Annotated in this window: 23 protein-coding genes; 13 read left to right on the top strand and 10 right to left on the bottom strand. The window is 52.6% G+C overall.

Going from position 1 to position 21,628, the window contains the following annotated elements; genetic code table 11:
* Positions 1-3: 3 nt before the first annotated feature.
* Complete coding sequence (gene znuA / locus D5398_RS19945) at positions 4-933, bottom strand: zinc ABC transporter substrate-binding protein ZnuA (RefSeq protein ID WP_120509185.1); 930 nt, start codon at positions 931-933, stop codon at positions 4-6.
* Between the two features lie 95 nt (positions 934-1,028).
* Here znuA and znuC point away from each other — a divergent pair, with 95 nt between their 5' ends.
* Complete coding sequence (znuC, locus tag D5398_RS19940; protein WP_120162828.1) at positions 1,029-1,787, top strand: zinc ABC transporter ATP-binding protein ZnuC; 759 nt, start codon at positions 1,029-1,031, stop codon at positions 1,785-1,787.
* A complete protein-coding gene (gene znuB, locus D5398_RS19935; RefSeq protein WP_120509184.1) occupies positions 1,784-2,569 on the top strand; it encodes a zinc ABC transporter permease subunit ZnuB in 786 nt (261 codons plus the stop codon). Before znuC ends, znuB begins: the two co-directional genes overlap by 4 nt.
* Positions 2,570-2,601: 32 nt before the next feature.
* Here the strand turns inward: znuB and D5398_RS19930 are convergent, their stop codons facing one another.
* On the bottom strand, positions 2,602-3,972 hold the full coding sequence (locus tag D5398_RS19930) for a cation:proton antiporter (RefSeq protein WP_120509183.1): 1,371 nt from the start codon (positions 3,970-3,972) through the stop codon (positions 2,602-2,604).
* 155 nt (positions 3,973-4,127) lie between these two features.
* Between D5398_RS19930 and D5398_RS19925 the strand changes: the two genes are divergently transcribed.
* A complete protein-coding gene (locus D5398_RS19925) occupies positions 4,128-4,433 on the top strand; it encodes an EthD family reductase (RefSeq protein ID WP_120509217.1) in 306 nt (101 codons plus the stop codon).
* Positions 4,434-4,544: 111 nt separating this feature from the next.
* Here D5398_RS19925 and D5398_RS19920 read toward each other — a convergent pair whose 3' ends face one another.
* A complete protein-coding gene (locus tag D5398_RS19920; RefSeq protein ID WP_120509182.1) occupies positions 4,545-4,871 on the bottom strand; it encodes a hypothetical protein in 327 nt (108 codons plus the stop codon).
* Between the two features lie 332 nt (positions 4,872-5,203).
* Between D5398_RS19920 and D5398_RS25790 the strand changes: the two genes are divergently transcribed.
* The 5 genes from D5398_RS25790 to wrbA all read left to right on the top strand — a co-directional run bounded on the left by D5398_RS25790 (position 5,204) and on the right by wrbA (position 8,827).
* Entirely contained in the window at positions 5,204-6,886 is a 1,683-nt protein-coding gene (locus tag D5398_RS25790; protein WP_279635014.1) for a YadA-like family protein, read from the top strand.
* Between the two features lie 49 nt (positions 6,887-6,935).
* Positions 6,936-7,352, top strand: a complete 417-nt coding sequence (locus tag D5398_RS19910) for a hypothetical protein (RefSeq protein ID WP_120509181.1) — start codon at positions 6,936-6,938, stop codon at positions 7,350-7,352.
* Complete coding sequence (locus tag D5398_RS19905; protein WP_120509180.1) at positions 7,349-7,591, top strand: hypothetical protein; 243 nt, start codon at positions 7,349-7,351, stop codon at positions 7,589-7,591. Before D5398_RS19910 ends, D5398_RS19905 begins: the two co-directional genes overlap by 4 nt.
* Before the next feature lie 20 nt (positions 7,592-7,611).
* Positions 7,612-7,899: a hypothetical protein gene (locus D5398_RS19900; RefSeq protein ID WP_120509179.1), complete on the top strand. Its 288-nt coding sequence runs from the start codon at positions 7,612-7,614 to the stop codon at positions 7,897-7,899.
* Between the two features lie 328 nt (positions 7,900-8,227).
* Positions 8,228-8,827, top strand: coding sequence for an NAD(P)H:quinone oxidoreductase (wrbA, locus tag D5398_RS19895; RefSeq protein WP_162940800.1), 600 nt, complete (start codon positions 8,228-8,230; stop codon positions 8,825-8,827).
* A gap of 35 nt (positions 8,828-8,862) precedes the next feature.
* Here wrbA and D5398_RS19890 read toward each other — a convergent pair whose 3' ends face one another.
* From D5398_RS19890 to fusA, 3 genes are all read right to left on the bottom strand, one after another.
* Complete coding sequence (locus tag D5398_RS19890) at positions 8,863-9,174, bottom strand: CcdB family protein (RefSeq protein ID WP_120509177.1); 312 nt, start codon at positions 9,172-9,174, stop codon at positions 8,863-8,865.
* On the bottom strand, positions 9,174-9,410 hold the full coding sequence (locus D5398_RS19885) for a type II toxin-antitoxin system CcdA family antitoxin (protein ID WP_162940799.1): 237 nt from the start codon (positions 9,408-9,410) through the stop codon (positions 9,174-9,176). Before D5398_RS19885 ends, D5398_RS19890 begins: the two co-directional genes overlap by 1 nt.
* A 139-nt stretch (positions 9,411-9,549) precedes the next feature.
* Positions 9,550-11,655 (bottom strand): elongation factor G, encoded by a 2,106-nt coding sequence (gene fusA, locus D5398_RS19880; protein WP_120509176.1) that lies wholly within the window; start codon positions 11,653-11,655, stop codon positions 9,550-9,552.
* A 236-nt stretch (positions 11,656-11,891) separates the two neighbouring features.
* Here fusA and D5398_RS19875 point away from each other — a divergent pair, with 236 nt between their 5' ends.
* Positions 11,892-12,245 carry an ArsR/SmtB family transcription factor gene (locus D5398_RS19875; RefSeq protein WP_120509175.1) on the top strand — a complete coding sequence of 118 codons (354 nt, stop codon included), beginning with the start codon at positions 11,892-11,894 and terminating at the stop codon, positions 12,243-12,245.
* Here the strand turns inward: D5398_RS19875 and D5398_RS19870 are convergent.
* Entirely contained in the window at positions 12,242-13,153 is a 912-nt protein-coding gene (locus D5398_RS19870) for a LysR family transcriptional regulator (protein ID WP_120509174.1), read from the bottom strand. The genes D5398_RS19875 and D5398_RS19870 overlap by 4 nt on opposite strands.
* Positions 13,154-13,309: 156 nt before the next feature.
* On the opposite strand from D5398_RS19870, the gene D5398_RS19865 reads away from it, so the two are divergent.
* The 3 genes from D5398_RS19865 (at position 13,310) to D5398_RS19855 (ending at position 16,458) form a co-directional block, all read left to right on the top strand.
* Positions 13,310-13,867: a chromate transporter gene (locus D5398_RS19865; protein WP_208646027.1), complete on the top strand. Its 558-nt coding sequence runs from the start codon at positions 13,310-13,312 to the stop codon at positions 13,865-13,867.
* Complete coding sequence (locus D5398_RS19860; protein WP_120509172.1) at positions 13,867-14,385, top strand: chromate transporter; 519 nt, start codon at positions 13,867-13,869, stop codon at positions 14,383-14,385. The genes D5398_RS19865 and D5398_RS19860 overlap by 1 nt, the downstream gene beginning before the upstream one ends.
* 111 nt (positions 14,386-14,496) lie before the next feature.
* Positions 14,497-16,458, top strand: coding sequence for a glycoside hydrolase family 3 protein (locus tag D5398_RS19855; protein ID WP_120509171.1), 1,962 nt, complete (start codon positions 14,497-14,499; stop codon positions 16,456-16,458).
* A 9-nt stretch (positions 16,459-16,467) separates the two neighbouring features.
* Here D5398_RS19855 and D5398_RS19850 read toward each other — a convergent pair whose 3' ends face one another.
* Positions 16,468-17,151, bottom strand: a complete 684-nt coding sequence (locus D5398_RS19850; protein ID WP_120509170.1) for an O-methyltransferase — start codon at positions 17,149-17,151, stop codon at positions 16,468-16,470.
* 411 nt (positions 17,152-17,562) lie between these two features.
* Between D5398_RS19850 and D5398_RS19845 the strand changes: the two genes are divergently transcribed.
* Positions 17,563-19,680 (top strand): TonB-dependent siderophore receptor, encoded by a 2,118-nt coding sequence (locus D5398_RS19845; RefSeq protein ID WP_120509214.1) that lies wholly within the window; start codon positions 17,563-17,565, stop codon positions 19,678-19,680.
* Positions 19,681-19,812: 132 nt separating this feature from the next.
* Here D5398_RS19845 and D5398_RS19840 read toward each other — a convergent pair whose 3' ends face one another.
* Positions 19,813-20,403 (bottom strand): TetR/AcrR family transcriptional regulator, encoded by a 591-nt coding sequence (locus tag D5398_RS19840; RefSeq protein WP_120509169.1) that lies wholly within the window; start codon positions 20,401-20,403, stop codon positions 19,813-19,815.
* A 37-nt stretch (positions 20,404-20,440) separates the two neighbouring features.
* Positions 20,441-21,565: an HlyD family secretion protein gene (locus D5398_RS19835; protein WP_120509168.1), complete on the bottom strand. Its 1,125-nt coding sequence runs from the start codon at positions 21,563-21,565 to the stop codon at positions 20,441-20,443.
* Positions 21,566-21,628: the final 63 nt, after the last annotated feature.

Here is a 21,628-nt window from a genome sequence, read left to right as displayed (position 1 = left end):
AGCTTACTTCAGGCAGCTCAGGTACTGGTTCGTCAGCTGTGACAGGAAGTTCACATAGCTGTCCGCACCCAGTGCAATGCTGCTCCCCAGCGGATCCAATGTGCCCATACGCACTTTTGTCCCCTGGGCAACAGCCGTTATGACGGCCGGCCTGAATTGTGGCTCAGCAAAAACGCAGGTCGCTTTTTGCTCAACCAACTGTGTTCGAATGAGATGTAATCGCTGTGCACCGGGTTGAATTTCGGGATTGATCGTGAAGTGACCAAGCGGCGAAAGGCCGAAGTGTTTTTCAAAGTAGCCATAGGCGTCGTGAAAAACAAAATATCCCTTACCCTGAACAGGTTGCAGAATACTACCAAGGTTTTTGTCAGCTTTTGTCAATCCATCTTCAAAATGAGATAAATTTGCATCTAATTGTTGCTTTTTTTGCGGAACGAGCTGCACGAGCTGGTTATGAATGGCAATGGCGGTCTGGCGGGCGATTTCCGGCGACAGCCAGACATGCATATTGTAATCACCGTGTTTGTGGTCATCATCGTCATGTTCATGGGCGTGATCATGGTCATGTTCGTCGTCATTGCCTTTCAGCAGCAGCGGTTTGACGGTTGGCAGCGCCGCGATTTCTACCTGACGGTTTGGCGGTAACTGCGCGACAGATTTGGTCATGAAGGCTTCCATTTCCGGCCCCACCCATACCACCAGATCAGCACTGCGCATGCGTGAAATATCAGAAGGACGCAGGGCGAAATCATGCGGCGATGCGCCATCCGGCAGTAATACTTCAGTCGGCATAACCCCATCTGCGATGGCGGATGCAATAAAACCCAGCGGACGAACGGAAGTCACAACGGCGGCCTGCGTGCTAAAAACCGCAGAGGAACTCAATATTGCGGCGGCAAGAAACATCCGTTTAACGCTTTTTTTCTGTATCATGCTGAGTGAACTCATCTTCGTGTTGGGGGAAAACTGGTTATTTTTCGCGAAACGCAATATTATAACATTCGATTTGTTCTGCAAGACCCAATGACATGCCCACTTTAGCTACGCTCCAAAATATTTCAGTGACTTTCGGTTCCCGACGCGTGCTGTCCAACATCTCGCTGAGCCTGCAACCGGGGAAAATCCTGACCCTTCTCGGCCCGAATGGTGCGGGGAAATCGACATTAGTCCGTGTGGTTCTTGGCCTCATTGCGCCCACTGAAGGCGTTATGACCCGTGAACCGGGCTTACGTATCGGCTACGTGCCGCAAAAAATTCATCTTGACCCCACCATGCCGCTGACCGTCAGCCGCTTTATGCGCCTCAAACCTGGCGTGAAAAAAAGCGATATTCTGCCTGCGCTTAAACGCGTACAGGCCGCGCACCTGCTGGATCAACCGATGCAAAAGTTATCCGGTGGTGAAAACCAGCGTGTTTTGCTGGCGCGTGCGCTGATGAACAGCCCGCAATTGCTGGTGCTGGATGAACCGACACAAGGTGTTGACGTCAACGGACAACTGGCGCTTTACAACCTGATCGACAGCCTGCGCTGCGAACTGGGTTGTGCGGTGCTGATGGTGTCCCATGATTTGCATCTGGTGATGGCGAAAACCGACGAAGTGCTGTGTCTGAACCAGCACATTTGCTGCTCCGGCTCACCGGAAGTGGTGTCCACGCATCCGGAATTTATCGCTATGTTTGGCAATCGCGGCGCAGAGCAACTGGCGATTTATCGTCACAATCACAACCATCGTCACGATTTGAAGGGAAAGATAATTTTGCGCAATACCGGAGGTCGTGACGCATGATCGCGCTGTTATTACCGGGCTGGCTGGCCGGTGTTTTACTGGCTATTGCTGCCGGTCCGTTGGGTTCGTTTGTGGTCTGGCGACGGATGTCTTATTTCGGCGATACGCTGGCCCACGCCTCCCTGCTGGGCGTTGCGTTTGGTTTGCTGCTGAATGTGAATCCTTTTTATACCGTCATCGCCGTCACCTTATTACTGGCCGTACTGCTGGTGGCGCTCGAACGCAAACCGCATCTGGCTGTTGATACGCTGCTGGGAATTATGGCGCACAGCGCGTTGTCGCTCGGGCTGGTTGTGGTCAGCCTGATGTCTGGCGTGCGCGTTGACCTGATGGCCTATTTATTCGGGGATTTGCTGTCCGTTACCTACAGCGATATCTGGATGATTGGTATCGGCGTGGCCGTGGTCATTGCGGTATTGTGCTGGCAATGGCGCGCCCTGCTTTCTATGACCATCAGCCCTGAACTGGCCCATGTGGACGGCGTAAATCTGCAACGCTCACGCGTTGTCCTGATGCTGGTCACGGCGCTGACGATAGGTCTGGCAATGAAATTTGTCGGTGCGCTGATCATCACCTCGCTGCTGATTATTCCTGCGGCAACGGCACGCCGTTTTGCCAAAACGCCGGAGCAGATGGCGCTGGTGGCGGTGGCAATTGGCATCATTGCCGTGACGGGGGGGCTGACTTTCTCAGCGTTTTACGATACACCGGCAGGCCCTTCTGTCGTGCTTTGTGCCGCCGTATTGTTCATGCTGAGCCTGAGCAAAAAACAGGTCGCCTGACAGCAACACGGACGCCCTGAGCGTCCGTGTTTTTATGCCTCATTTTCCTGCTGTTTTTCCCGTTCTTCCCGCGCGGCTTCCTGTCTGGTTTTGCGCCAGTTCAGAACCGGTGAAACGGTCAGCCCGTGTATCACCACGCTGGTCACAATCACGGTAAAGGCAATATTAGTCATATAGTTGGCTTCTGCCCCGTGTAAACCGTGAGTCCAGGCGTAAGCGATGTAATTCATACTGCCGATACCGCGAATACCAAACCAGCCAATCATCAGCCGCCTGCCCTTCGGCACATGCACGCCCAACGTGGTGATATATACCGCCAGCGGGCGGATCACAATAAACAACAGCGCCGCAATCAGCAGACCCATCGGTTCCCAGTGCTCAGCAAGCGTGATGCCGAGCACCATAACGATCCCCGCCGCAAAGATACGCTCAATGGTATCGCCAAAAGAGAGCGCATCACCGACCATCAGCCCGATAGAATTTCGCGGCATTTCGGCCTGCATGGAATGCCGCTGATGGGGATTGACCATCCCTTCTGCCGGTGGCGGCCGTGAGCCTTCTTCCATATCCTCTGGCGGATGCTGGGAAACAACGCGAACTTCTGCACTGCGAAGTCCGACACCGGCAGCGAACGCCGCAAGAAAACCAGAAGCATCGAGACTTTGCGCGGCGGCATAACTCAGTGCTATCAGCGCCAGCGCCAGAAAATCGCTTGGCGCGACCGTACGCTGTCGGCTGTGAAAACGGGTTGCACTTAGCCCGACCAGCTTGCCCATCGCATAACCTATCGCTATTCCGCCGAGTAATGCCCAGGCCACATCACGCCATGCCCAGTGCCAGATCGCCTCTGACGATAACCCCTCGTGCGCGGTAAACAGCATCAGCGCCAGCATCAGAATGGGTAGCGCTGAGCCATCATTCATGCCTGCCTCGCTGGAAAGCGCGACGCGCAAACCGTCATCGTCATTGGCATCATTCACCGCAATCATGCTCGCCAGAACCGGATCGGTAGGCGCAATAATTGCTCCCAGCGCCAGAGCCAGCGGCCACGAAATCCCGGTGATATAATGTGCTATTGCGGCGACGCACAGGACGGTCAGCAACATGGCTGGAAATGCCAGCAGCACGCCAACCCGCCAGCTTTGCGCGCGAAAAGGCAGCCTTAGCTTGAGACCGGTAATAAAGAGAGAAGCCGCCATCGCGATTTCAGTAAAGCGCGCGGTGAGCGTGGAATACGCCACCAGATCGACATGCAGTAAGTCCAAAACCCAAGGGCCACAGATAATGCCTGCCGCCAGATATAAACCAAAAGTCGTCACAGGACCGCGGGAAATCCACCCCGACGCCAGTGACATAATCAATAGCAGTCCTCCGACTGCTGCTGTCCAACCTAAAAATCCCATGCGTGTCCCATATTAAGTATCAATCTTTTAAGCTTAGTACATGTGGTCAGCCGGATGATTTTTCGGATAAAGAGCATCGGGCACAAATCGCGCGGCGCATCTGTTATTCGTGCGCTAAAATGTTTTTTTACTACGGGAAAAAGGTTGCAGAAAAATTGATTAAATACAGCGTGTTATATCCAAATATTGAAAACGGCAACTTTGATCACGATTACTATCGCGACGTGCATCTGCCGCTGATCAAAAGCCGCATGGGCGAGTTTTGTCATTCCTACTCAATCGATAAAATTCAGGCGGACGCTCCTGCTGACACACCATTTGTCGCCGCCTGTCATATCTACTGCAATTCAATGGAAGACTTTGCTAAAGGCATGGAAGGGAATGTGGAGGATTTTGTTGCTGACGTAGCAAACTTCACCAATATCGAACCGGTTAAGATGATTTTCGACGTGGTTGTCTGAATAAGCCACCCTGTTGTTCTGACCCATAATGACAAAAAAGGCGGCTAACCCGGAAGGTTAATCGCCTTTTTCATCGCTCTTTTGGCTCCGCAAAACATCCTGCCAGCACCTTTATTTGGTCAATAATTTTTTAATCGCCGGGCTGGGTTCACGTTTGATCGTGTGAAGAAATTCCTGAGCTTTATCGTTGACGGCATAGTCGGCAGTTACACCAAAATCCTGCACCATCGCCCACTTTTCAAATAAGGCTTCATCGCTCTTACGCATGAACCAAAGCATTCTGACTGCAGTAACCGCCACTTGCGGGATCTGCGTCACCGTACCGTTGATCCACTTATTTAACGTGCTGCGAGGCAGTCCTAACAGGATACACAACGCCGGTTGGTCGATTCCCAGCCGCTGGACATAGTCCAGGAACTCATTTGCGTTATCTGCCATTCACTTATCTCCAGTTTCTAAAAAACCCTGCATATTGTACAAGAATCCCATAGAGATTTCATTCTGTCGCTATTCGCTACGAAAATTCCTAGTCCCTTACATTCCAGCCACCTCAATTTGTGTCCACTAGCGACAAATAAGCGCGCTAAGTGAAACAATTTCATGTAGCGCTATAAGTTTACGTTTCTTGACATAAGTCAAACGACTGGTGAATGCGTGAAGCAAGTCACATTCACCGCATGTATGCTTTTCGAAAAGAGACAAGAATAGCGTTCTGATAACGCTTCTTATTTGTCGCTAACAGATACTTATTTCACTTCTGGAAAAAACATATGAACGCTCAGGTTACAGAACGCAATGCAAAAATCATCACTGCTTACACGGCAGGGAAAATTAATAAAACGGAATTAGCACGGTATTTTGGCGTATCAGCATCTACTGTTCGCAGAGTGCTGGCTTCTGCTGCTTTGGCGAGTCTAGGTATGGTGGCAGTATCTATACCGCATACTGCCCAAGCAACAACAGACATTCAGGTCTTTGACAGTTTGGTTCACGCTGCCGCGAAGGATCCAAACTCTTTTGAAGCTGCACGTGGTACCTGGAAGAATATGTCAGGCCCTGATCGTGCTGATGCATATGACATTGCCGTTGCACAGGGAGATCACAACTCACTGAGCGACGTTATAGGCCCAGGATATGATCCGGCAGTTGATCGCGTGAACCGCCAAGCGCGCGAAGATATTAATCATTCAGATCGTTATGACTATTCTCGTCGTACACAACCGCATCAGACAGCAACAGCCACACCCCCTGATATTGAAGCCGCACGTCTGCGAGCTCTGTATGCACCACGTAATATTGCCCCAGCGGGCACCATCGGACACATAGATGTTCTGCCGCCACTGCCATTAAACCATCACAATACCGTTGCGCAGGGTGATCTGTTAGTACAAGCAAATCGCGAGCGAAATAATCAACAGGTGATTGCACTTGGCGAATCAAAAATGATCGAGCAGAGAAAACTCACATCTGATAAGTACGCTGCTGCTAACGCACCACGAGACGGAATCAACGGTAAGGATGGTCGTGACGGTCAAAATGGGAAAGATGGCAAAAACGGTATTGATGGTAAAAATGGCGCGAATGGTACCTCGGGTGAAAAAGGAGCTACAGGTGAAACAGGTGCAAACGGTAGGGATGGAACCGATGGTAAAGATGGAGCCAAAGGCGATAAAGGAGATAAAGGCGACACAGGTGCAAGAGGCAACGACCTTACCCAAGACCACTATTCCCGCATGAATGCCGCCGCAGCGCTCGCAGCCTCTCATGTTGAACAAGACGAAATCGACCAAAATAAATCCGCTTTAGGTGAAGTGAAGGTTACAGCTGAACAAGCTGCTAACGATTCAAAAACAGCACAAGATACTGCGGAAGGTGCGGCCAAGCAGTTGCAGATGGTTCAGTCCGACAAGTTCCAACGTCAGGTGCAGGCCAAGACACAAGCGGAGATCGATGCATCGGCTCATGCAACAGAACAGAAAGTTGCTCAACAACAGCAAGCTGCAGAGAAGAAGTCTGCAATTGCCGCCAAGCAGCAAAAAATCGAGAGCGTGTATTACGGGGAGCAGATTCAAACCCTGGCACAAACACAGAAGGAACAGCAAGGCGAAATCTTGGCTGAATCCCACAGCCGTGCGGTAGCAGATGCTCAAACCCTGGGTCAGGCAAATGACTACACAAACAAGAAATTCAACGATCTGAAATCTGAGGTTGATGGCAATAAGAAAGAAGCCGCTGCCGGTTCTGCTTCTGCTATGGCTCAGGCCAATATTCCGCAGGTGCAGGAATCTCAGCAGTTCGCAGTCGGTGCAGGAGTGGGTGGTTACGATTCAGAGAATGCAATTTCCGTCGGTGCTTCATTCCATGCAAGCCGTTCTACTATCGTGAAAATGTCAGTTTCCGACGATTCACAAAGTAACTTCGGCTACGGTGCTGGCGTGAGCGTCGGCTGGTAACAAATTCAGGGGGACTTGTCCCCCGACTTTCCACTCCAGGTAAAACAAAATGAAAAAACTTTTAGTCATTGCCGCCCTCACCGTTCTGGCAGGCTGCTCCACCCAGGCCTCAAGAATGGCAGACTGTCAGTCACAAGGCATTTCAAAAGACACCTGTTACATGGCTGAACAAAACCGCCAGACAGCCATTCAGAGCGTTGCGCTCAAACAGGCGATGGAAAACTCGGCGAAACAGTATGCTCAGGCAACCAAAAAAATTGTGCATGCCCGCATTAAGGGGATTGATGTCAAAATCTTTCCCGCTGATAAGCAAGGATACATCGAAGGGACTGCCGCATATCTTGATGAAGATAACGCGGATGCTCAGGTCTATCGCAAAGGTGTTTTCACAGCGATTTATTACAAACGCACCCATAAGCTGGTTTTGATGCGTGACGGACAGATTTACGGAAGGACGCCAATATGAAGAAACACCACACCGATCAGTTCAAACATCTTGCGCCCGAGCAGCAATTTACGTGTCTGAAAATGTTGCAACGCGTTGAAGAAACCCCGCTGGATCATGGCATCACCGGCGTTGCGGTGTCGGTCATGATGAAAGACGGGCATACCGCCACACTCAGTAAATTCATCGCGCAACCCAATGAAGTCTCAGTGCTGGTCAGCTGGGAAAGCGATAAAAGCAAAGTTCTCAATAATAATTAAATACGGAAATTCAGGTTTTGATGGATGTAATCGATCTAACCCAACGCCGGAATTCGTCTACCGGCGTTTTGTTTTTGCATAAGTTTAAAGATAAAGGATACGTTTACCGACTGAATATTTTGCAGGTTGAAGAACTTACCATGCGCTTGATTAAGCTCAGCCATTTGAGCTGCTTCGCCAGCCTTACCGGTATTCACACGTCAAAAATATTCACGGATAAAGTAGTGGCTGCACGTAGTCTTTGCGAATTTATCGAACACGCCACTGGCGCGAAATGCACGGCTGATATTTTAAAAGACGCTCAGTAACAATCCCGCCTGAAATCTTCCCTTCTCCCGCCAAACCCGCACTTCTGTTCTAGTATGTAGAGGTGCGAAATGCGCCTTCCCGGTTGTTTCTTTTTAATCGGGCAATTGGTTTTACCCACACTTTTGCCCTAATTAATTGATGAGCCTGTTCAAAAATTTGCGTTTGTATCTCAAGGTTTATACGCAGACGATGAACTCTCTTGCTCATGACAACTGCAATGCACGCGGAGGAGTCAATGTGGGATTTTTAAGCGAATTTTTCGCCCGTATTACCGGCTCTAAACCAGAGCGTGATACGGAAAAAACATCACCTAATGAGGAGTTGAAGATGGCGAAAGTACTGGTTCTCTACCACTCTATGTACGGTCATATTGAAACGATGGCGCAGAGTGTTGCCGAAGGCGCACGCAGCGTTCCTGGGGTTGAAGTCACAATCAAACGCGTCCCTGAAACGATGCCGGAAGACGCCTTTAAGGCAGCCGGTGGCAAAACCGGTCAGACGGCTGAAGTCGCCTCACCCGCAGAACTTGGCGATTACGATGCCATCATTCTCGGCACTCCAACCCGCTTTGGTAACATGACCGGCCAGATGCGAACCTTCCTCGACCAGACCGGCGGCCTGTGGGCCAAAGGCGCACTGGCAGGCAAAGTCGCCAGCGTATTCAGCTCAACCGGTACCGGCGGCGGCCAGGAAATGACCATCACCTCCACGTGGACCACCCTCGCCCACCACGGCATGATCATTGTTCCCATCGGTTACACCACGCCTGAACTGTTCGATATTTCACAGGTTCGCGGTGGCACACCTTATGGCGCGACCACTATCGCCGGTGGCGATGGATCACGTCAGCCAAGCGCCGAAGAACTGCGTATTGCCGTGCATCAGGGCAAACACGTTGCGACCATCGTCAGTAAACTGGTCAGCTAAATAACCGCGTAAAATAAGGCGCAGAGTTTTGCGCCTTAAATTCCCATCACCAGTAGATCTAACGCAGCCACAACATCAGCACGATGAATGTCCGCATTTAACACCGGTTCATGGCGTAACTGCGTTGCACTCACGCTGGTCAGGAGATTAGTCATCAACACGTATTGATGATTTTGGATCATGATAAGGGGATGAAGGTGCCTGATGGGTTTCAGGTTGCTAACCGCGGTTAGCGGCACAACGATCCGCTCGTTGAGTCTTTCAAATAAGGGATTCTGAATATCCATAAAATAGGGATACAGATTTTTACCCTCTCCCTGATTTTCGTACACATCAAATTGCGCCATTACAAAACTCCACGCCCCTGAGAGAAGAGTCCTGCCTTTTCAGTAAAGGCGTTGCAGGAATCCATTGCTTGTTGATTTTCCTCTAAGAACAATTTCCTTTGTTTCTCTTTCACCGCTTCTCCTAACGCTTTATCAAACGTTGCCGAAAGATTAATGCCGAACGCTTTGGCCTGTTCAAGTAAATCGGCACTCAGCGTGACATTCGTTCGTCTCTTATTTCCGGTTACTGATGACATAACACCCTCCACATACACATCTGACATGCGCATTAGAGTGTCACACAATGAAGTCATAAACTATCGAATCCTTTTCTAAGACAAAAAAAACGGCCCTTGCGGACCGTTTTGTCTGTGGCGGAGATTACGCCTGTTTTGCTTATTTACCACGCGACGCAATGATGTTTTCAGCGACATTGCGCGGTGCCTCGGCATAGTGATTGAACTCCATGCTGTAGGTTGCACGTCCTTGCGACATCGACCGCAAAACAGTGGAGTAACCGAACATTTCAGATAACGGGACTTCGGCTTTGATGATTTTACCGCCGCCACCCGCTATCTCTTCCATGCCCTGCACCGTCCCGCGACGCGATGACAAATCGCCCATTACGCCACCGGCATACTCTTCCGGCGTTTCCACTTCGACTTTCATCATCGGCTCGAGGATCACCGGATCTGCGCGTTTAGCTGCTTCTTTGAAACCAAAGATCGCCGCCATTTTGAACGCCATTTCCGAGGAATCGACCTCGTGGTATGAACCGAAAGTCAGTGTCACTTTCACATCGACCACCGGATAACCGGCCAGAATGCCGTTGTTCAGCGCTTCCGTAACCCCTTTTTCTACCGCAGGGATATAGTCGCGCGGCACCACGCCACCTTTAGTTGCATCGACAAACTCGAAACCTGTGCCTGCCGGTAACGGTTCGAGCGTAAAGACCACATGGCCGTACTGACCTTTACCGCCGGACTGACGAACAAATTTCCCTTCAACATCTTTCACCGTTTTACGCACCGTTTCGCGGTACGTGACCTGCGGTTTACCGATGTTGGCTTCCACGCCGAACTCACGTTTCATACGGTCGACAATGATTTCCAGATGCAATTCACCCATCCCGGAAATGATCGTCTGGCCGGATTCCTCATCAGTACGGATGCGGAACGACGGGTCTTCGGATGCCAGCCGTGACAGCGCGATACCCATTTTTTCTTGGTCGGCTTTGGTCTTAGGCTCGATGGCCTGCGAAATCACCGGGTCCGGGAATTCCATACGCACCAGCGTAATAATGTCCGTCGGGTCACACAGCGTTTCACCGGTCGTCACATCTTTCAGCCCGACACAGGCGGCAATATCACCAGCACGGATTTCGTCAATCTCGATACGGTCATTCGCATGCATCTGCACGATACGGCCAATACGCTCTTTCTTGCCGCGCACTGGGTTATACACGCTGTCGCCTTTTTTCAGCACACCGGAATAAACGCGGACAAACGTCAGCTGGCCGACATACGGGTCAGTCATCAGTTTGAACGCCAGCGCCGAGAACTTCTCGTTGTCATCGGAATGACGGAACACTTCGTTGCCGTCTTCGTCAGTACCCGCCACCGGCGGAATATCCAGCGGAGAGGGCATCAGTTCGATCACGGCATCGAGCATGCGCTGCACGCCTTTATTCTTGAATGCACTGCCGCACAACATCGGCTGGATTTCACCGGCGATAGTGCGCAGACGCAGACCCTGGGTGATTTCATCCTCAGTCAGCGTGCCTTCTTCGAGATATTTATCCATCAGCGCGTCATTGGCTTCGGCAGCAGCCGAGACCATTTTCTCGCGCCATTCTTCCGCCAGCGCCTGCAAATCTGGCGGGATCGCTTCATAGGTAAAGGTCATACCTTGCGTCGCGTCATCCCACAAAATGGCGCGCATTTTGCGTAAATCCACCACGCCGGTGAAATGCTCTTCTTTACCAATCGGAATCACAATCGGCACCGGATTGGCTTTCAGGCGATCGACCATCATCTGGCGAACACGGAAGAAATCTGCGCCCTGACGGTCCATTTTATTAACGAACGCCAGACGCGGCACTTTGTATTTATTGGCCTGACGCCACACGGTTTCAGACTGTGGCTGCACGCCGCCCACCGCGTCGTACACCATGACCGCACCGTCGAGTACACGCATGGAACGTTCGACTTCAATGGTGAAGTCCACGTGCCCAGGAGTGTCGATAATATTAATGCGATGCTCATCGAAAGAGTGATCCATCCCGCGCCAGAAACAGGTCACGGCGGCGGAGGTAATGGTAATCCCGCGCTCCTGTTCCTGAGCCATCCAGTCTGTGGTCGCACCGCCGTCATGCACTTCTCCCAGCTTATGATTCATGCCGGTGTAGAAAAGAATACGCTCGGTGGTGGTGGTTTTACCTGCGTCGATGTGTGCTGAGATACCGATATTGCGGTAGCGCTCGATTGGCGTTTTGCGAGCCATATAACGTCCTTACTGGTTGATGGCTAAGTTGGCGGAGAGTGGTTTTCACGTCCCGTCACAAAGTAATGAGTACTAAACTTCTTAGTGCGGAGAGTATACTACAATTGTACGTGTATATTCGTACAATTATTTTATTCTATCGATGAAATTGGTCAGAGCCGTCGCGTTGTACAGCAGCAGAGGGATAGGCTATATTGCGCGGCCGCCGATGAGTGTCGTTAAAGTAAAGGAACAATATGATAGCCAACCACCCTGAGCGCGAGCAGATCCGCCTCGAAAATGTTCTGACTGCACTGGGTAATCCGGTACGTCTGGCCGTAGTGCGCACGCTGGCCAAAGGCGGCGAGCATCCTTGCGGAACGTTATTGCAGGGTCTGTCAAAATCGACGCTGACTCATCACTGGCGCGTTCTGCGTGACAGCGGCGTTATCTTGCAGCGCCCGGATGGCCGAGCCAATTTGCTTTCACTGCGCCGCGAAGATCTGGACGCCCGCTTCCCCGGCCTGCTCGATTCCCTGCTCAGCGCCATCGAATCCGACGACATTACGCTGGAATCCACCCAAAAACACATTTCCGAGCAACATCTCTAATCAGCCTTTAATTGCGATTTCACCAACTGACAAAACGTATTGATTATAGCCGATGAATGGCTGTCTTCCCGCCGCGCAAGATAGAGCGGCGCACTGAGTTGCGTGGCGGCATCGAGTGGCAAAAACACCACGCCATCGCCGCCCAGCCGGGTCATAGATTCCGGCACAATCGAAATACCCAGCCCTGCGCCGACCAGACTCAGGCACGATGTCAGCCTTGGCGCTTCCTGGACGATATGCGGACTGAAACCGGCTCGGACATACGCTGCCAGTATGGCGTCATACAATCCCTGCCCGGCACGACGACGGTATAATACAAACGGTTCGTTACTCAGTTCCTCAAGTTTCAGCGGCTGGCCGGTGGTTTGCGCAGCCAGTCTGTGACCCGCCGGAACGGCTACCCACATCGGTTCCTCGAGCACTTTTTCCATCTCTAACTCGGGCATATCTTTGACCCGCATACGCACAAATGCCACATCCAGTTCGCCCGCCACCACCGATGCCAGCAACTCGCCGCTGCCGCTTTCCTCAAGCTGCGTACTGACTGCCGGATAAATCTCCCGATAGCGACGCAACAACGCGGGCACAAACGTATGCAGTGCGGCGGAACTGGTGAAACCGATGCGCACGCGCCCCTGTTCACCCTGCGCGGCACGGTGCATGGCGGCAGTGAGCTGAGCGGCACGCGCAAGCACAGCCCGCGCTTCCTGTAATAGCACTTCACCCGCTTCGGTCGTGATCACCCCGCGCGGCAGACGTTGTAATAAAGGCACGCCAAATTCCTGCTCCAGCCCCTGTAACAGGCGGGTCAGCGGCGGTTGCTGGATAAACAGCAGCTCTGCGGCGCGGGTAATGCTGCCTGCTTCCACCACGGTAACGAACGCATTCAGACGCTTCAGTTCAATCATATCCATACCCTCAGGGTATCTTTGTGCATTAATAAAGGCATTAGACATCATGGCACATCCACGCGCATGATCCGTAACAGAATTTACGCCTCTGGCGGCTTTGAATTACATTTGAGGGAGAGTGTGAAAATGTCGGCACAAACGCAGGATAAATTAATGCTGGATACAGAAGATGGTACCGCGCCGCAACCCGATTGCGGACAACTGTTTATGGGATTTTTCGTTCTTGGCCTGACCGGTTTCGGCGGCGTGCTGCCGATGGCACGGCATATGCTGGTGGATAAACGCCGCTGGCTCACCGGCGATCAGTTCACCGAACTGCTGGGTTTGTGCCAGTTTTTACCGGGCGGCAATATTATTAATTTGTCAGTCGCGCTCGGAATGGAATTTCGCGGGTTGCGAGGTGCGCTTTCGGCCATTCTCGGTCTGATCCTGGCGCCGACAATTTGCGTTGTCCTGCTCGGGCTGGTGTATGCGCGTTATCAGAATGAACCGCTGGTGGAACATTTGTTTGCGGGGATGGCGGCGGGGGCGGCCGGTTTATTGTTATCCACCGGCCTCAAAATGCTGGCACCTTTGCGGGGAAAATGGCTGCAACAGGCGCTGGTCGCCGCGGGCGTTATTGCTATCGCAGGATTTCGCATCCCGATGCTGCCGGTCATGCTGGTGCTGGCACCGGTCAGCATTTTTATCTGCGCAAGGACTAAATTCTGATGGCCGTTTTACTCTCACTCGCCCTGCTGTTTACCGAGCTTTCTCTGCTGGCTTTTGGCGGTGGTAATACCATTTTACCGGAGATGCAGCGTGCCGTGGTGCAGGTGCATCACTGGATGAGCGCTCAGGAATTCAGCGCCCTGTTCGCGCTGGCTCAGGCCGCACCCGGCCCGAATATGATGATCGTGCCGCTGATTGGCTGGCAGGTCGCAGGATGGTCCGGCCTGCTGGTGTCGTCACTGGCGAAGTTTGGCCCGTCCTCGGTGGTAACGCTCATCGTGATGGGCGGATGGAAACGTTACAAAGACCGTCCGTGGCGGCAGGTTATTCAGCGCGGGCTGGTACCGGTCACCGTCGGCCTGGTGGTATCGAGCGGGCTGTTAATCGCCAAAGCTTCTGCCACCACATTGCCGCTGGCGGGCGTGATTGCGCTCTGTACGCTGCTGGCGCTCAATAAGCGTATCCACCCGCTGTGGGTGCTGGCGGTCGGCGCAGTGCTGGGAATGGTTCTTGGCTGACAACATTTGAGAACCTGATCGCAATATCAGACAGGCAAATAGGTTATTCCTTAAGAATTAAGTTTCTATATTTTTCAATTCGTTATAGACACAAAGTAATTAAGGATGATGATGAAAATTAAACCTCTGAGCCTGGCTGTTTCCGCCCTTCTGCTTTCAACCCCTGTTGTTTTTGCTGATACCGCTCAGCCCGAGCTGAGTCAGCGGGAAGTCACATTGCTCAACGTTGATGGGCTACAGTTCAAAGACCTCAATCACTCAGGTAAGCTTGAACCCTATGAAGACTGGCGGCTGACGCCCGAAGAACGCGCGGCGGATCTGGTAAAACGCATGACGCTGGAAGAAAAAGCCGGTGTAATGATGCACGGTTCCGCACCGACGGCCAACAGCCCGATCGGGGCCGGAACACATTATGATTTGGCAGCGGCGGAAAAGATGATTTCCGGCGCTAAGGTCAACAGCCTGATCACCCGTCTGTCTGCCGAAGACCCGGCGCTGATGGCTGAAGAAAACAACAAATTACAGCAGATTGCCGAAAAGACACGGCTCGGTATTCCGGTCACTGTCAGCAGTGATCCGCGCAATTCGTTTGAATATCTGATTGGCGCGAGCACCTCTTCCGGCAAATTCACCCAGTGGCCGGAGACCTTAGGGCTGGCGGCGATTGGCGATGAAAAACTCACCCGGCGTTATGCTGATATTGTGCGTCAGGAATATCTGGCTGTGGGGATTCGTGAAGCCCTTTCCCCCCAGGCCGATCTGGCGACCGAACCGCGCTGGGCGCGGATCAGCGGTACTTTCGGTGAAGACCCGACGCGGGTACATAACATGGTGCGCGGCTACATCGAAGGAATGCAAAACGGAGGCGATGGCCTCAATTCCGGCAGCGTGATTTCTGTGGTGAAACACTGGGTCGGTTACGGCGCAGCAGAAAAGGGCTACGACAGCCATAACGTCTACGGCAAAAATGCCGTCTTCCCTGGCAATAATCTCAAAGAACACATCTATCCCTTTACCGGCGCGTTTGAAGCCAACGTCGCCAGCGTCATGCCAACATATTCCATTTTGAAAAACGCGTCGTTCGAGGGCAAGCCGCTTGAACAGGTCGGTGCAGGATTCAGCCATCAGCTGCTGACAGATATTCTGCGTGGTCAGTATGGTTTCAAAGGGGTGATCCTCAGCGACTGGCTGATCACCAGCAATTGCGAAGATGAATGCCTGAATGGTTCGCCGGAAGACAAAGAACCGGTACCCGGTGGCATGTCCTGGGGCGTTGAAAACCTGACGCCGCAACAGCGTTTCGTCAAAGCCGTTAAAGCAGGTGTGGATCAGTTTGGTGGCGTGACTGATTCACAATTACTGGTGAATGCAGTAAACGAAAAACAACTTACGCAGCAGCGGCTGGATGGATCCGTCGAGCGGATTTTAGAGCAAAAATTCCGCACCGGCCTGTTTGAAAATCCGTATGTTGATCCTCAGAAAGCCGTGAACACCGTCGGGCGCGCAGACTGGCAGAAAGAAGCTGATGCCGCACAACGCCATTCGCTTGTTTTACTGCAAAATACCGGCGATCTGTTACCGCTGAAGAAAGGTAAAAAAGTCTGGCTGTATGGCATTGAGCCAAAAGCCGCACATGCCGCAGGTTTCATCGTGGTTGATGCGCCCGAAAAAGCCGATGTCGCCCTGATCCGCGCTCATGCGCCTTATGAGCAACCGCATAAGCAGTGGTTCTTCGGCAAACGCCACCATGAAGGATCGCTGGCTTTCACTGACGATAATGCCGATTATCTGGCCATCGTAAAAGCCAGCAAAGTGGTGCCGACGGTGGTGACAGTCTATCTCGACCGCCCTGCCATTCTCACTAACGTGAATGACAAAGCGAAAGCGGTTATCGGTAATTTCGGCGTCAGCGATGCGGTGCTGTTCACCCGTCTGACCAGCAGCGAAACCTATACCGGGAAACTGCCGTTCGAGCTGCCTTCATCAATGGAGGCGGTGCTCAAACAACAGTCTGATATGCCGCACGACAGCGAAGACCCGCTGTTTGAAATTGGCTTTGGTCTTGCCCGTTAACGTCTGCGTTTAACTGATCACCCGCGCCAGAACAAAACCGTCACAGCCTTTGCTGCCGACGGTTTGCAGCGCGGTGGCGGATAAACGCGGTTCCTGCTCAATCATCGCAATAAAGCGGCGAACGCCCTGTACACGGGCGTCGTCGCTGTGCGGATCTACCACTGCGCCGTCACGCACAACGTTATCACCGATAATTAGCGTGCCCGGTTTCGACAGCTTCAGCGCCCATTCCAGATAAAGCGGATTAGAAGGTTTATCTGCATCAATGAAAATCAGATCAAACGGCGCTTCAGCCGTCAGCGTCGGTAAAGTTTCAGACGCGGGACCGGTGTGCAGCGTAATTTTTTCCCGCAACCCGGCAAGATCAATATTGGTCTGCGCGACCCTGGCATGATGCGGATCGGCTTCCAGCGTCACCACTTTGCCCAATGCTGGCAGCGCGCGCGCCAGCCATATTGTGCTGTAAGCGCCCAGCGTGCCGATTTCCAGTACCTTCTGCGCACCGGTAATTTGCGCGAATAACGCCAGAAGTTTCCCCTGATTAGGGGCCACATCGTGCGCGGGCAATCCGGCCTGATGATTATTCGCGAGCACCTGCTGTAATACCGGATCGTCTTCCACCAGATGGCTGACCAGATAGTTATCCACTTCGGTCCATTTTTGACTGTATTCCTGCGGACTTTCCGTATTCATGCTGTCTCCTGCTGTGAACTTTTTCGATTTTAAAAAACTCATTTTTAAAGCTAATCCTTAATTGTAGTTTTGCCCGCGTTTTCAATGAAATTAATCAAATCTCACGTCATTTCACGCTGACCAGATCCCCTCCCGAGGAGTAAGGCTGTCCGTAAAACAATCAAAAAGACCCTATCTTTCATATGGATGAACATGCGCCACTTCACAGTTTTTGAAGAAAGCTCACTTGAATTTGTAAAATAATAATGATAACAATTATCATTAAGTTTAACATTCGTATCGTTTTGTCAGGCCAGTACGCATGTCTGTGTCCCGGCTTTTGTGCGGAACACTGTTGGCTTTTTGGGTTTATTACACACGCATCAATTAATCACCTGATGATTTATCAGGTTATTTATAGGGACTATGAATATGTTGTTGGCTTTCCCCCTCAAACGCTCGGTGCTTATGTGCGCCATGGCACTGGCCGTTCCGGCTGCATCAATGGCTGCCGAAGATACGGTTATTGTCAAAGCCGCACCTGCTGATACCGCAGATGCTCCGACGCAGGGTTACAGTGCAAAAACCAGTAAAAGCGCGACCAAAACGGATCAACCGCTGATCACGACCGGTCAGGCTGTTTCTGTTGTCACCCGTCAGCAAATGACTGATCAGAACGCCACCACGGTTAACGCTGCACTGAACTACACGCCGGGCGTATTCACCAACTTTGCCGGTGGCGCAACGCGTTATGACACCATTTCCCTGCGCGGTTTCCACGGCGGTGACGTCAACAACACCTTCCTCGATGGCCTGCGTATTCTCAGCGATGGCGCGACTTACAACTCCATTCAGGTTGATCCATGGTTCCTCGAGCGTATTGATGTGGTGAAAGGCCCGTCTTCTGCGCTTTATGGCCAGAGTATTCCCGGCGGTGTGGTGGTTGAGTCCACCAAACGTCCGCAATTCGCTGAAGAAGGTCACTTCCAGCTTTCCGGCGGCACGCAAAACACGAAAGGCGGCGCGTTTGATTACACCAATGCGATCAACGATCAGCTGGCATTCCGTCTGACCGGTATGACCCGCAGCAGCGATACGCAATACGATCATCAGCGCGAAGAGCGTTACGCGATTTCTCCACAGTTGCTGTGGACGCCGGATGAAAACACCTCGCTGTTACTGCGTGCTTATCTGCAAAAGGATCCGTCCGGCGGTTACCACGCCGCAGTGCCTGCTGACGGCAGCCTGTACGGCCAGAAACTGAGCCGTGGTTTCTTCGATGGCGAAAGCACCCGCAACCAGTTCAAACGCTGGGAGCAAATCTACAGCTACGAATTCCAGCATGCGTTTAACGACGTGTGGTCATTCCGCCAGAACGCCAACTATACCCATTCCAATACCGAGCTGGATCAGGTGTATCAGGCAGGCTGGAACGCTGACCGCACTCTGATGAATCGCTACTATTCCGGCGAAAAATCCTCCCTGGATACGTTTGCTATTGATAACCAGCTGGAAGCCGATTTCGCGACCGGCGAAGTGGCGCATAAAGTGGTACTCGGTTTCGACTATTCCCACTTTATCAACGACGTAAAATCTGATGGTGCAACCGCTGAGATGCTGAACCCGTATACCGGTGTTGGCGGCGATGCACTGAATTACTACAGTCATTCACGCGGCAAAAACCGTTACGAGCAGATGGGCACTTATCTGCAGGACGAAATGAGCTGGAACAAGTGGTATCTGACCCTGTCCGGCCGTTACGACACGCTGAAAACGTCCAGCCGCAGCTATGAAAGCATTTACGGCACGCAAAGCAACAGCGAACGTAAAGACGAACACTTCAACAGCCGCGCTTCCCTGCTTTATGCATTCGATAACGGGATTTCTCCTTACGTCAGCTACAGCCAGGCCATGACGCCATCTGCCCTGCCGGGTCAGGACGGCACGCTGCTGAAACCGATGCAGAGTGAGCAATACGAAGCGGGGATCAAATACCAGCCGGTCGGTACTTCCGATATGTACACCGCGGCGTTGTATGATCTGACTCAAGATGACGTGGGTAATCGCGTGGTGGTGGGCAGCTACTACGAGCCGGCAGGTAAAATCCGTTCACAGGGTCTGGAGCTGGAAGCCAAGAAACAGGTTACCGAACGTTTCAACGTGATGGCCGGTTATACCTATAACAAAGTGCGTATCCGTGATGCCGCGCAGAACAACGGCAACACGCCGTATGTGACGCCAAAACAAATGGCTTCAATCTGGGGTCAGTACAATACGCCGGTGGGTGTGGACTTGGGTCTGGGCGTTCGTTACATCGGCACACAATGGGCTGATAACGAAAACACCCAGCACATGCCTTCCGCGACGCTGGTTGATGCTTCACTGCGTATGAATCTGGTGCAGTTTAATCCGCAGCTGAAAGGCGCGTATGTACAGCTGAACGCCAATAACTTGCTCGACAAAAAATATGTCGCAGCCTGTTACGGCACCAGCTATTGCTACTGGGGTCAGGAACGTACTGTGGTTGCTACAGTGGGTTATGATTTCTGATTTACTCCTTCCCCTCTCACGAGGGGAAGGCTGGGATGGGGTGTGGGTTTAATACGAACTTAACCCTCGTGTTATCTTTAATATCCCACCCCAATCCTCCCCTCCGCAGGGGAGGCGCTGCCCGGATACCGTTTATTCGTCTGATAAATTTAACCGCCTCTTCAGCGCTTTCTTCGCACTTTCCAGTAAGGCATCGGATATCTCACGATCCGGCTCGCAACGCGCCAGCGATAAACTGCCCATCAGCTCTGCACTCACCGATATCGCCGCAGTTTGCGGATCATCAACGCCCATTTCCGTTAGCTGACGAATAATCATTGCACGGATACGTTCGATTCCACGGGCAAATTCCGCCTGACAAGGCGCAGACATACGGGGTGTTTCGGAAGCCAGCGCTGAAACCGGACAGCCCTGGGCGCGGTTGTCGCGGTGCCACGGAGAAAGATAAAAATCGATATAGGCCGCCAGCTGCTGCGGTGCGGCCAACCCCTGATTGTTTTTCTCCCAGCGCAGCATCACCTGATTAAACATCTGCTCTATTGCCGCTTCGAGCAGCGCCTCTTTCGAGGCAAAGTGCGCATAAAACCCGCCGTGCGTCAGCCCGGCTTTGCTCATCACGCCTGCCACGCTGACCTGCAACGGTCCTTTGGCACGGATAGCTTTCGCCGCTTCTTTCACGATCCGCTCGCGGATTTTAGGTTTATGTTCACTTTCGTAGCGCATAGTAAGGCCCTGATAATCAGAAAATTGCTGTCATAGTTTACCTGACCGCATCGGTTAACGAAACGCGGGCATCCACCGATAATCCCGGACGCAGCGCCGCGAGATCCGGCTGACCCGCGTCGAGGCGAATACGCACCGGCACCCGCTGAACAATCTTGGTAAAATTACCGGTACCCGGTTCAAAGGGCAGCAACGCAAATGTCGAACCGGAACCCGGCGCGAGGCTGTCGACTTCACCACGAAACGTCACGCCCGGCAGGGCATCCACATGCACATCCGCCCTTTGTCCCGGCTGCATCCTGCCAGTTTGCGTTTCCTTAAAGTTGGCCGTGACATAAATCCCCTGCTCCGGCACCAGCGTCATCAGCCGCTGACCGGGCGTAACGTAATCGCCCACCTGCACCTGACGGTTTCCTGCTATACCATCGACTGCGGCAAAAATTGTCGTGTGACTGAGATCCTGCTGCGCCAGATCTTCTGCCGCCTGCGCTTTCACCACCGCCGAATTCGCCAGCGCCAGCGCGGCTTCGATTTCGGCTTTTTTAGCATGCGTAACCGCCGCCTGATTTTGTGCCACATCCAGCATGGCCACGGCGTGCGCCGAGGTTTGCTCGGCGGTCACGGCGGTAGTTTTATAACGGTCGGCGTCATTGCGTGACGTCGCGCCGCTGACCGCCAGTGACTGATAACGTTGCTGTTCAGCTTCGGCGTGTTGCTGCTCGGCGCGTGAAGAGCGGATCGCCGTGCGCGCCGCCTCAATTTGGGTCAGTGCCAGCTGTTCCTGCGCCTGCTGACTGAGTAACGCGGCCTGCTGTTGCGCGACCTGAGCGCGGGCATCCTCGAGATCGCCGCGTGCCGCATTCAGACGCGCTGTGAATTCCTCACTGTCGATCAAAACCAGTTTATCCCCCGCATGCACCCGCTGGTTGTGGCGTACCAGCACTTTGGCCACAAATCCCTTCACCTTTGGCGCAACGGTCGTCGCATCCGCTGTCAGATAGGCATCATCAGTGGACTCCGCCGCAGGCGCTGCCAGCAACCAGGCGGCACCGCCCAGGGCAACAGCCAGCGCAATACCGCTGACCATAAAGATCCGCTTCGAGCGTTTACTGGCTTTCTCTGCCGGGACCGGGATCCCTTCACCTGCTGTGGTTTCACTCATTTTTATTCTCACTCATTGCATGATGACCATCATATTAATATGATACTCATCATACAAACAAGC

This window comes from Rahnella bruchi (assembly GCF_003614975.1).
Taxonomy (GTDB): domain Bacteria; phylum Pseudomonadota; class Gammaproteobacteria; order Enterobacterales; family Enterobacteriaceae; genus Rahnella; species Rahnella bruchi.
Note: the sequence above shows the minus strand (reverse complement) of the source record. Positions and strands in the feature narration are given on the sequence as shown.

Excerpts from the sequence above, each read along its gene's own strand:
- znuA (WP_120509185.1), bottom strand. The coding sequence starts at position 933 with ATGATACAGAAAAAAAGCGTTAAACGGATGTTTCTTGCCGCCGCAATA.
- znuC (WP_120162828.1), top strand. The coding sequence starts at position 1,029 with ATGCCCACTTTAGCTACGCTCCAAAATATTTCAGTGACTTTCGGTTCC.
- znuB (WP_120509184.1), top strand. The coding sequence starts at position 1,784 with ATGATCGCGCTGTTATTACCGGGCTGGCTGGCCGGTGTTTTACTGGCT.
- D5398_RS19930 (WP_120509183.1), bottom strand. The coding sequence starts at position 3,972 with ATGGGATTTTTAGGTTGGACAGCAGCAGTCGGAGGACTGCTATTGATT.
- D5398_RS19920 (WP_120509182.1), bottom strand. The coding sequence starts at position 4,871 with ATGGCAGATAACGCAAATGAGTTCCTGGACTATGTCCAGCGGCTGGGA.
- D5398_RS25790 (WP_279635014.1), top strand. The coding sequence starts at position 5,204 with ATGAACGCTCAGGTTACAGAACGCAATGCAAAAATCATCACTGCTTAC.
- D5398_RS19910 (WP_120509181.1), top strand. The coding sequence starts at position 6,936 with ATGAAAAAACTTTTAGTCATTGCCGCCCTCACCGTTCTGGCAGGCTGC.
- D5398_RS19905 (WP_120509180.1), top strand. The coding sequence starts at position 7,349 with ATGAAGAAACACCACACCGATCAGTTCAAACATCTTGCGCCCGAGCAG.
- D5398_RS19900 (WP_120509179.1), top strand. The coding sequence starts at position 7,612 with ATGGATGTAATCGATCTAACCCAACGCCGGAATTCGTCTACCGGCGTT.
- wrbA (WP_162940800.1), top strand. The coding sequence starts at position 8,228 with ATGGCGAAAGTACTGGTTCTCTACCACTCTATGTACGGTCATATTGAA.
- D5398_RS19890 (WP_120509177.1), bottom strand. The coding sequence starts at position 9,174 with ATGGCGCAATTTGATGTGTACGAAAATCAGGGAGAGGGTAAAAATCTG.
- D5398_RS19885 (WP_162940799.1), bottom strand. The coding sequence starts at position 9,410 with ATGTCATCAGTAACCGGAAATAAGAGACGAACGAATGTCACGCTGAGT.
- fusA (WP_120509176.1), bottom strand. The coding sequence starts at position 11,655 with ATGGCTCGCAAAACGCCAATCGAGCGCTACCGCAATATCGGTATCTCA.
- D5398_RS19875 (WP_120509175.1), top strand. The coding sequence starts at position 11,892 with ATGATAGCCAACCACCCTGAGCGCGAGCAGATCCGCCTCGAAAATGTT.
- D5398_RS19870 (WP_120509174.1), bottom strand. The coding sequence starts at position 13,153 with ATGATTGAACTGAAGCGTCTGAATGCGTTCGTTACCGTGGTGGAAGCA.
- D5398_RS19865 (WP_208646027.1), top strand. The coding sequence starts at position 13,310 with ATGCTGGATACAGAAGATGGTACCGCGCCGCAACCCGATTGCGGACAA.
- D5398_RS19860 (WP_120509172.1), top strand. The coding sequence starts at position 13,867 with ATGGCCGTTTTACTCTCACTCGCCCTGCTGTTTACCGAGCTTTCTCTG.
- D5398_RS19855 (WP_120509171.1), top strand. The coding sequence starts at position 14,497 with ATGAAAATTAAACCTCTGAGCCTGGCTGTTTCCGCCCTTCTGCTTTCA.
- D5398_RS19850 (WP_120509170.1), bottom strand. The coding sequence starts at position 17,151 with ATGAATACGGAAAGTCCGCAGGAATACAGTCAAAAATGGACCGAAGTG.
- D5398_RS19845 (WP_120509214.1), top strand. The coding sequence starts at position 17,563 with ATGTTGTTGGCTTTCCCCCTCAAACGCTCGGTGCTTATGTGCGCCATG.
- D5398_RS19840 (WP_120509169.1), bottom strand. The coding sequence starts at position 20,403 with ATGCGCTACGAAAGTGAACATAAACCTAAAATCCGCGAGCGGATCGTG.
- D5398_RS19835 (WP_120509168.1), bottom strand. The coding sequence starts at position 21,565 with ATGAGTGAAACCACAGCAGGTGAAGGGATCCCGGTCCCGGCAGAGAAA.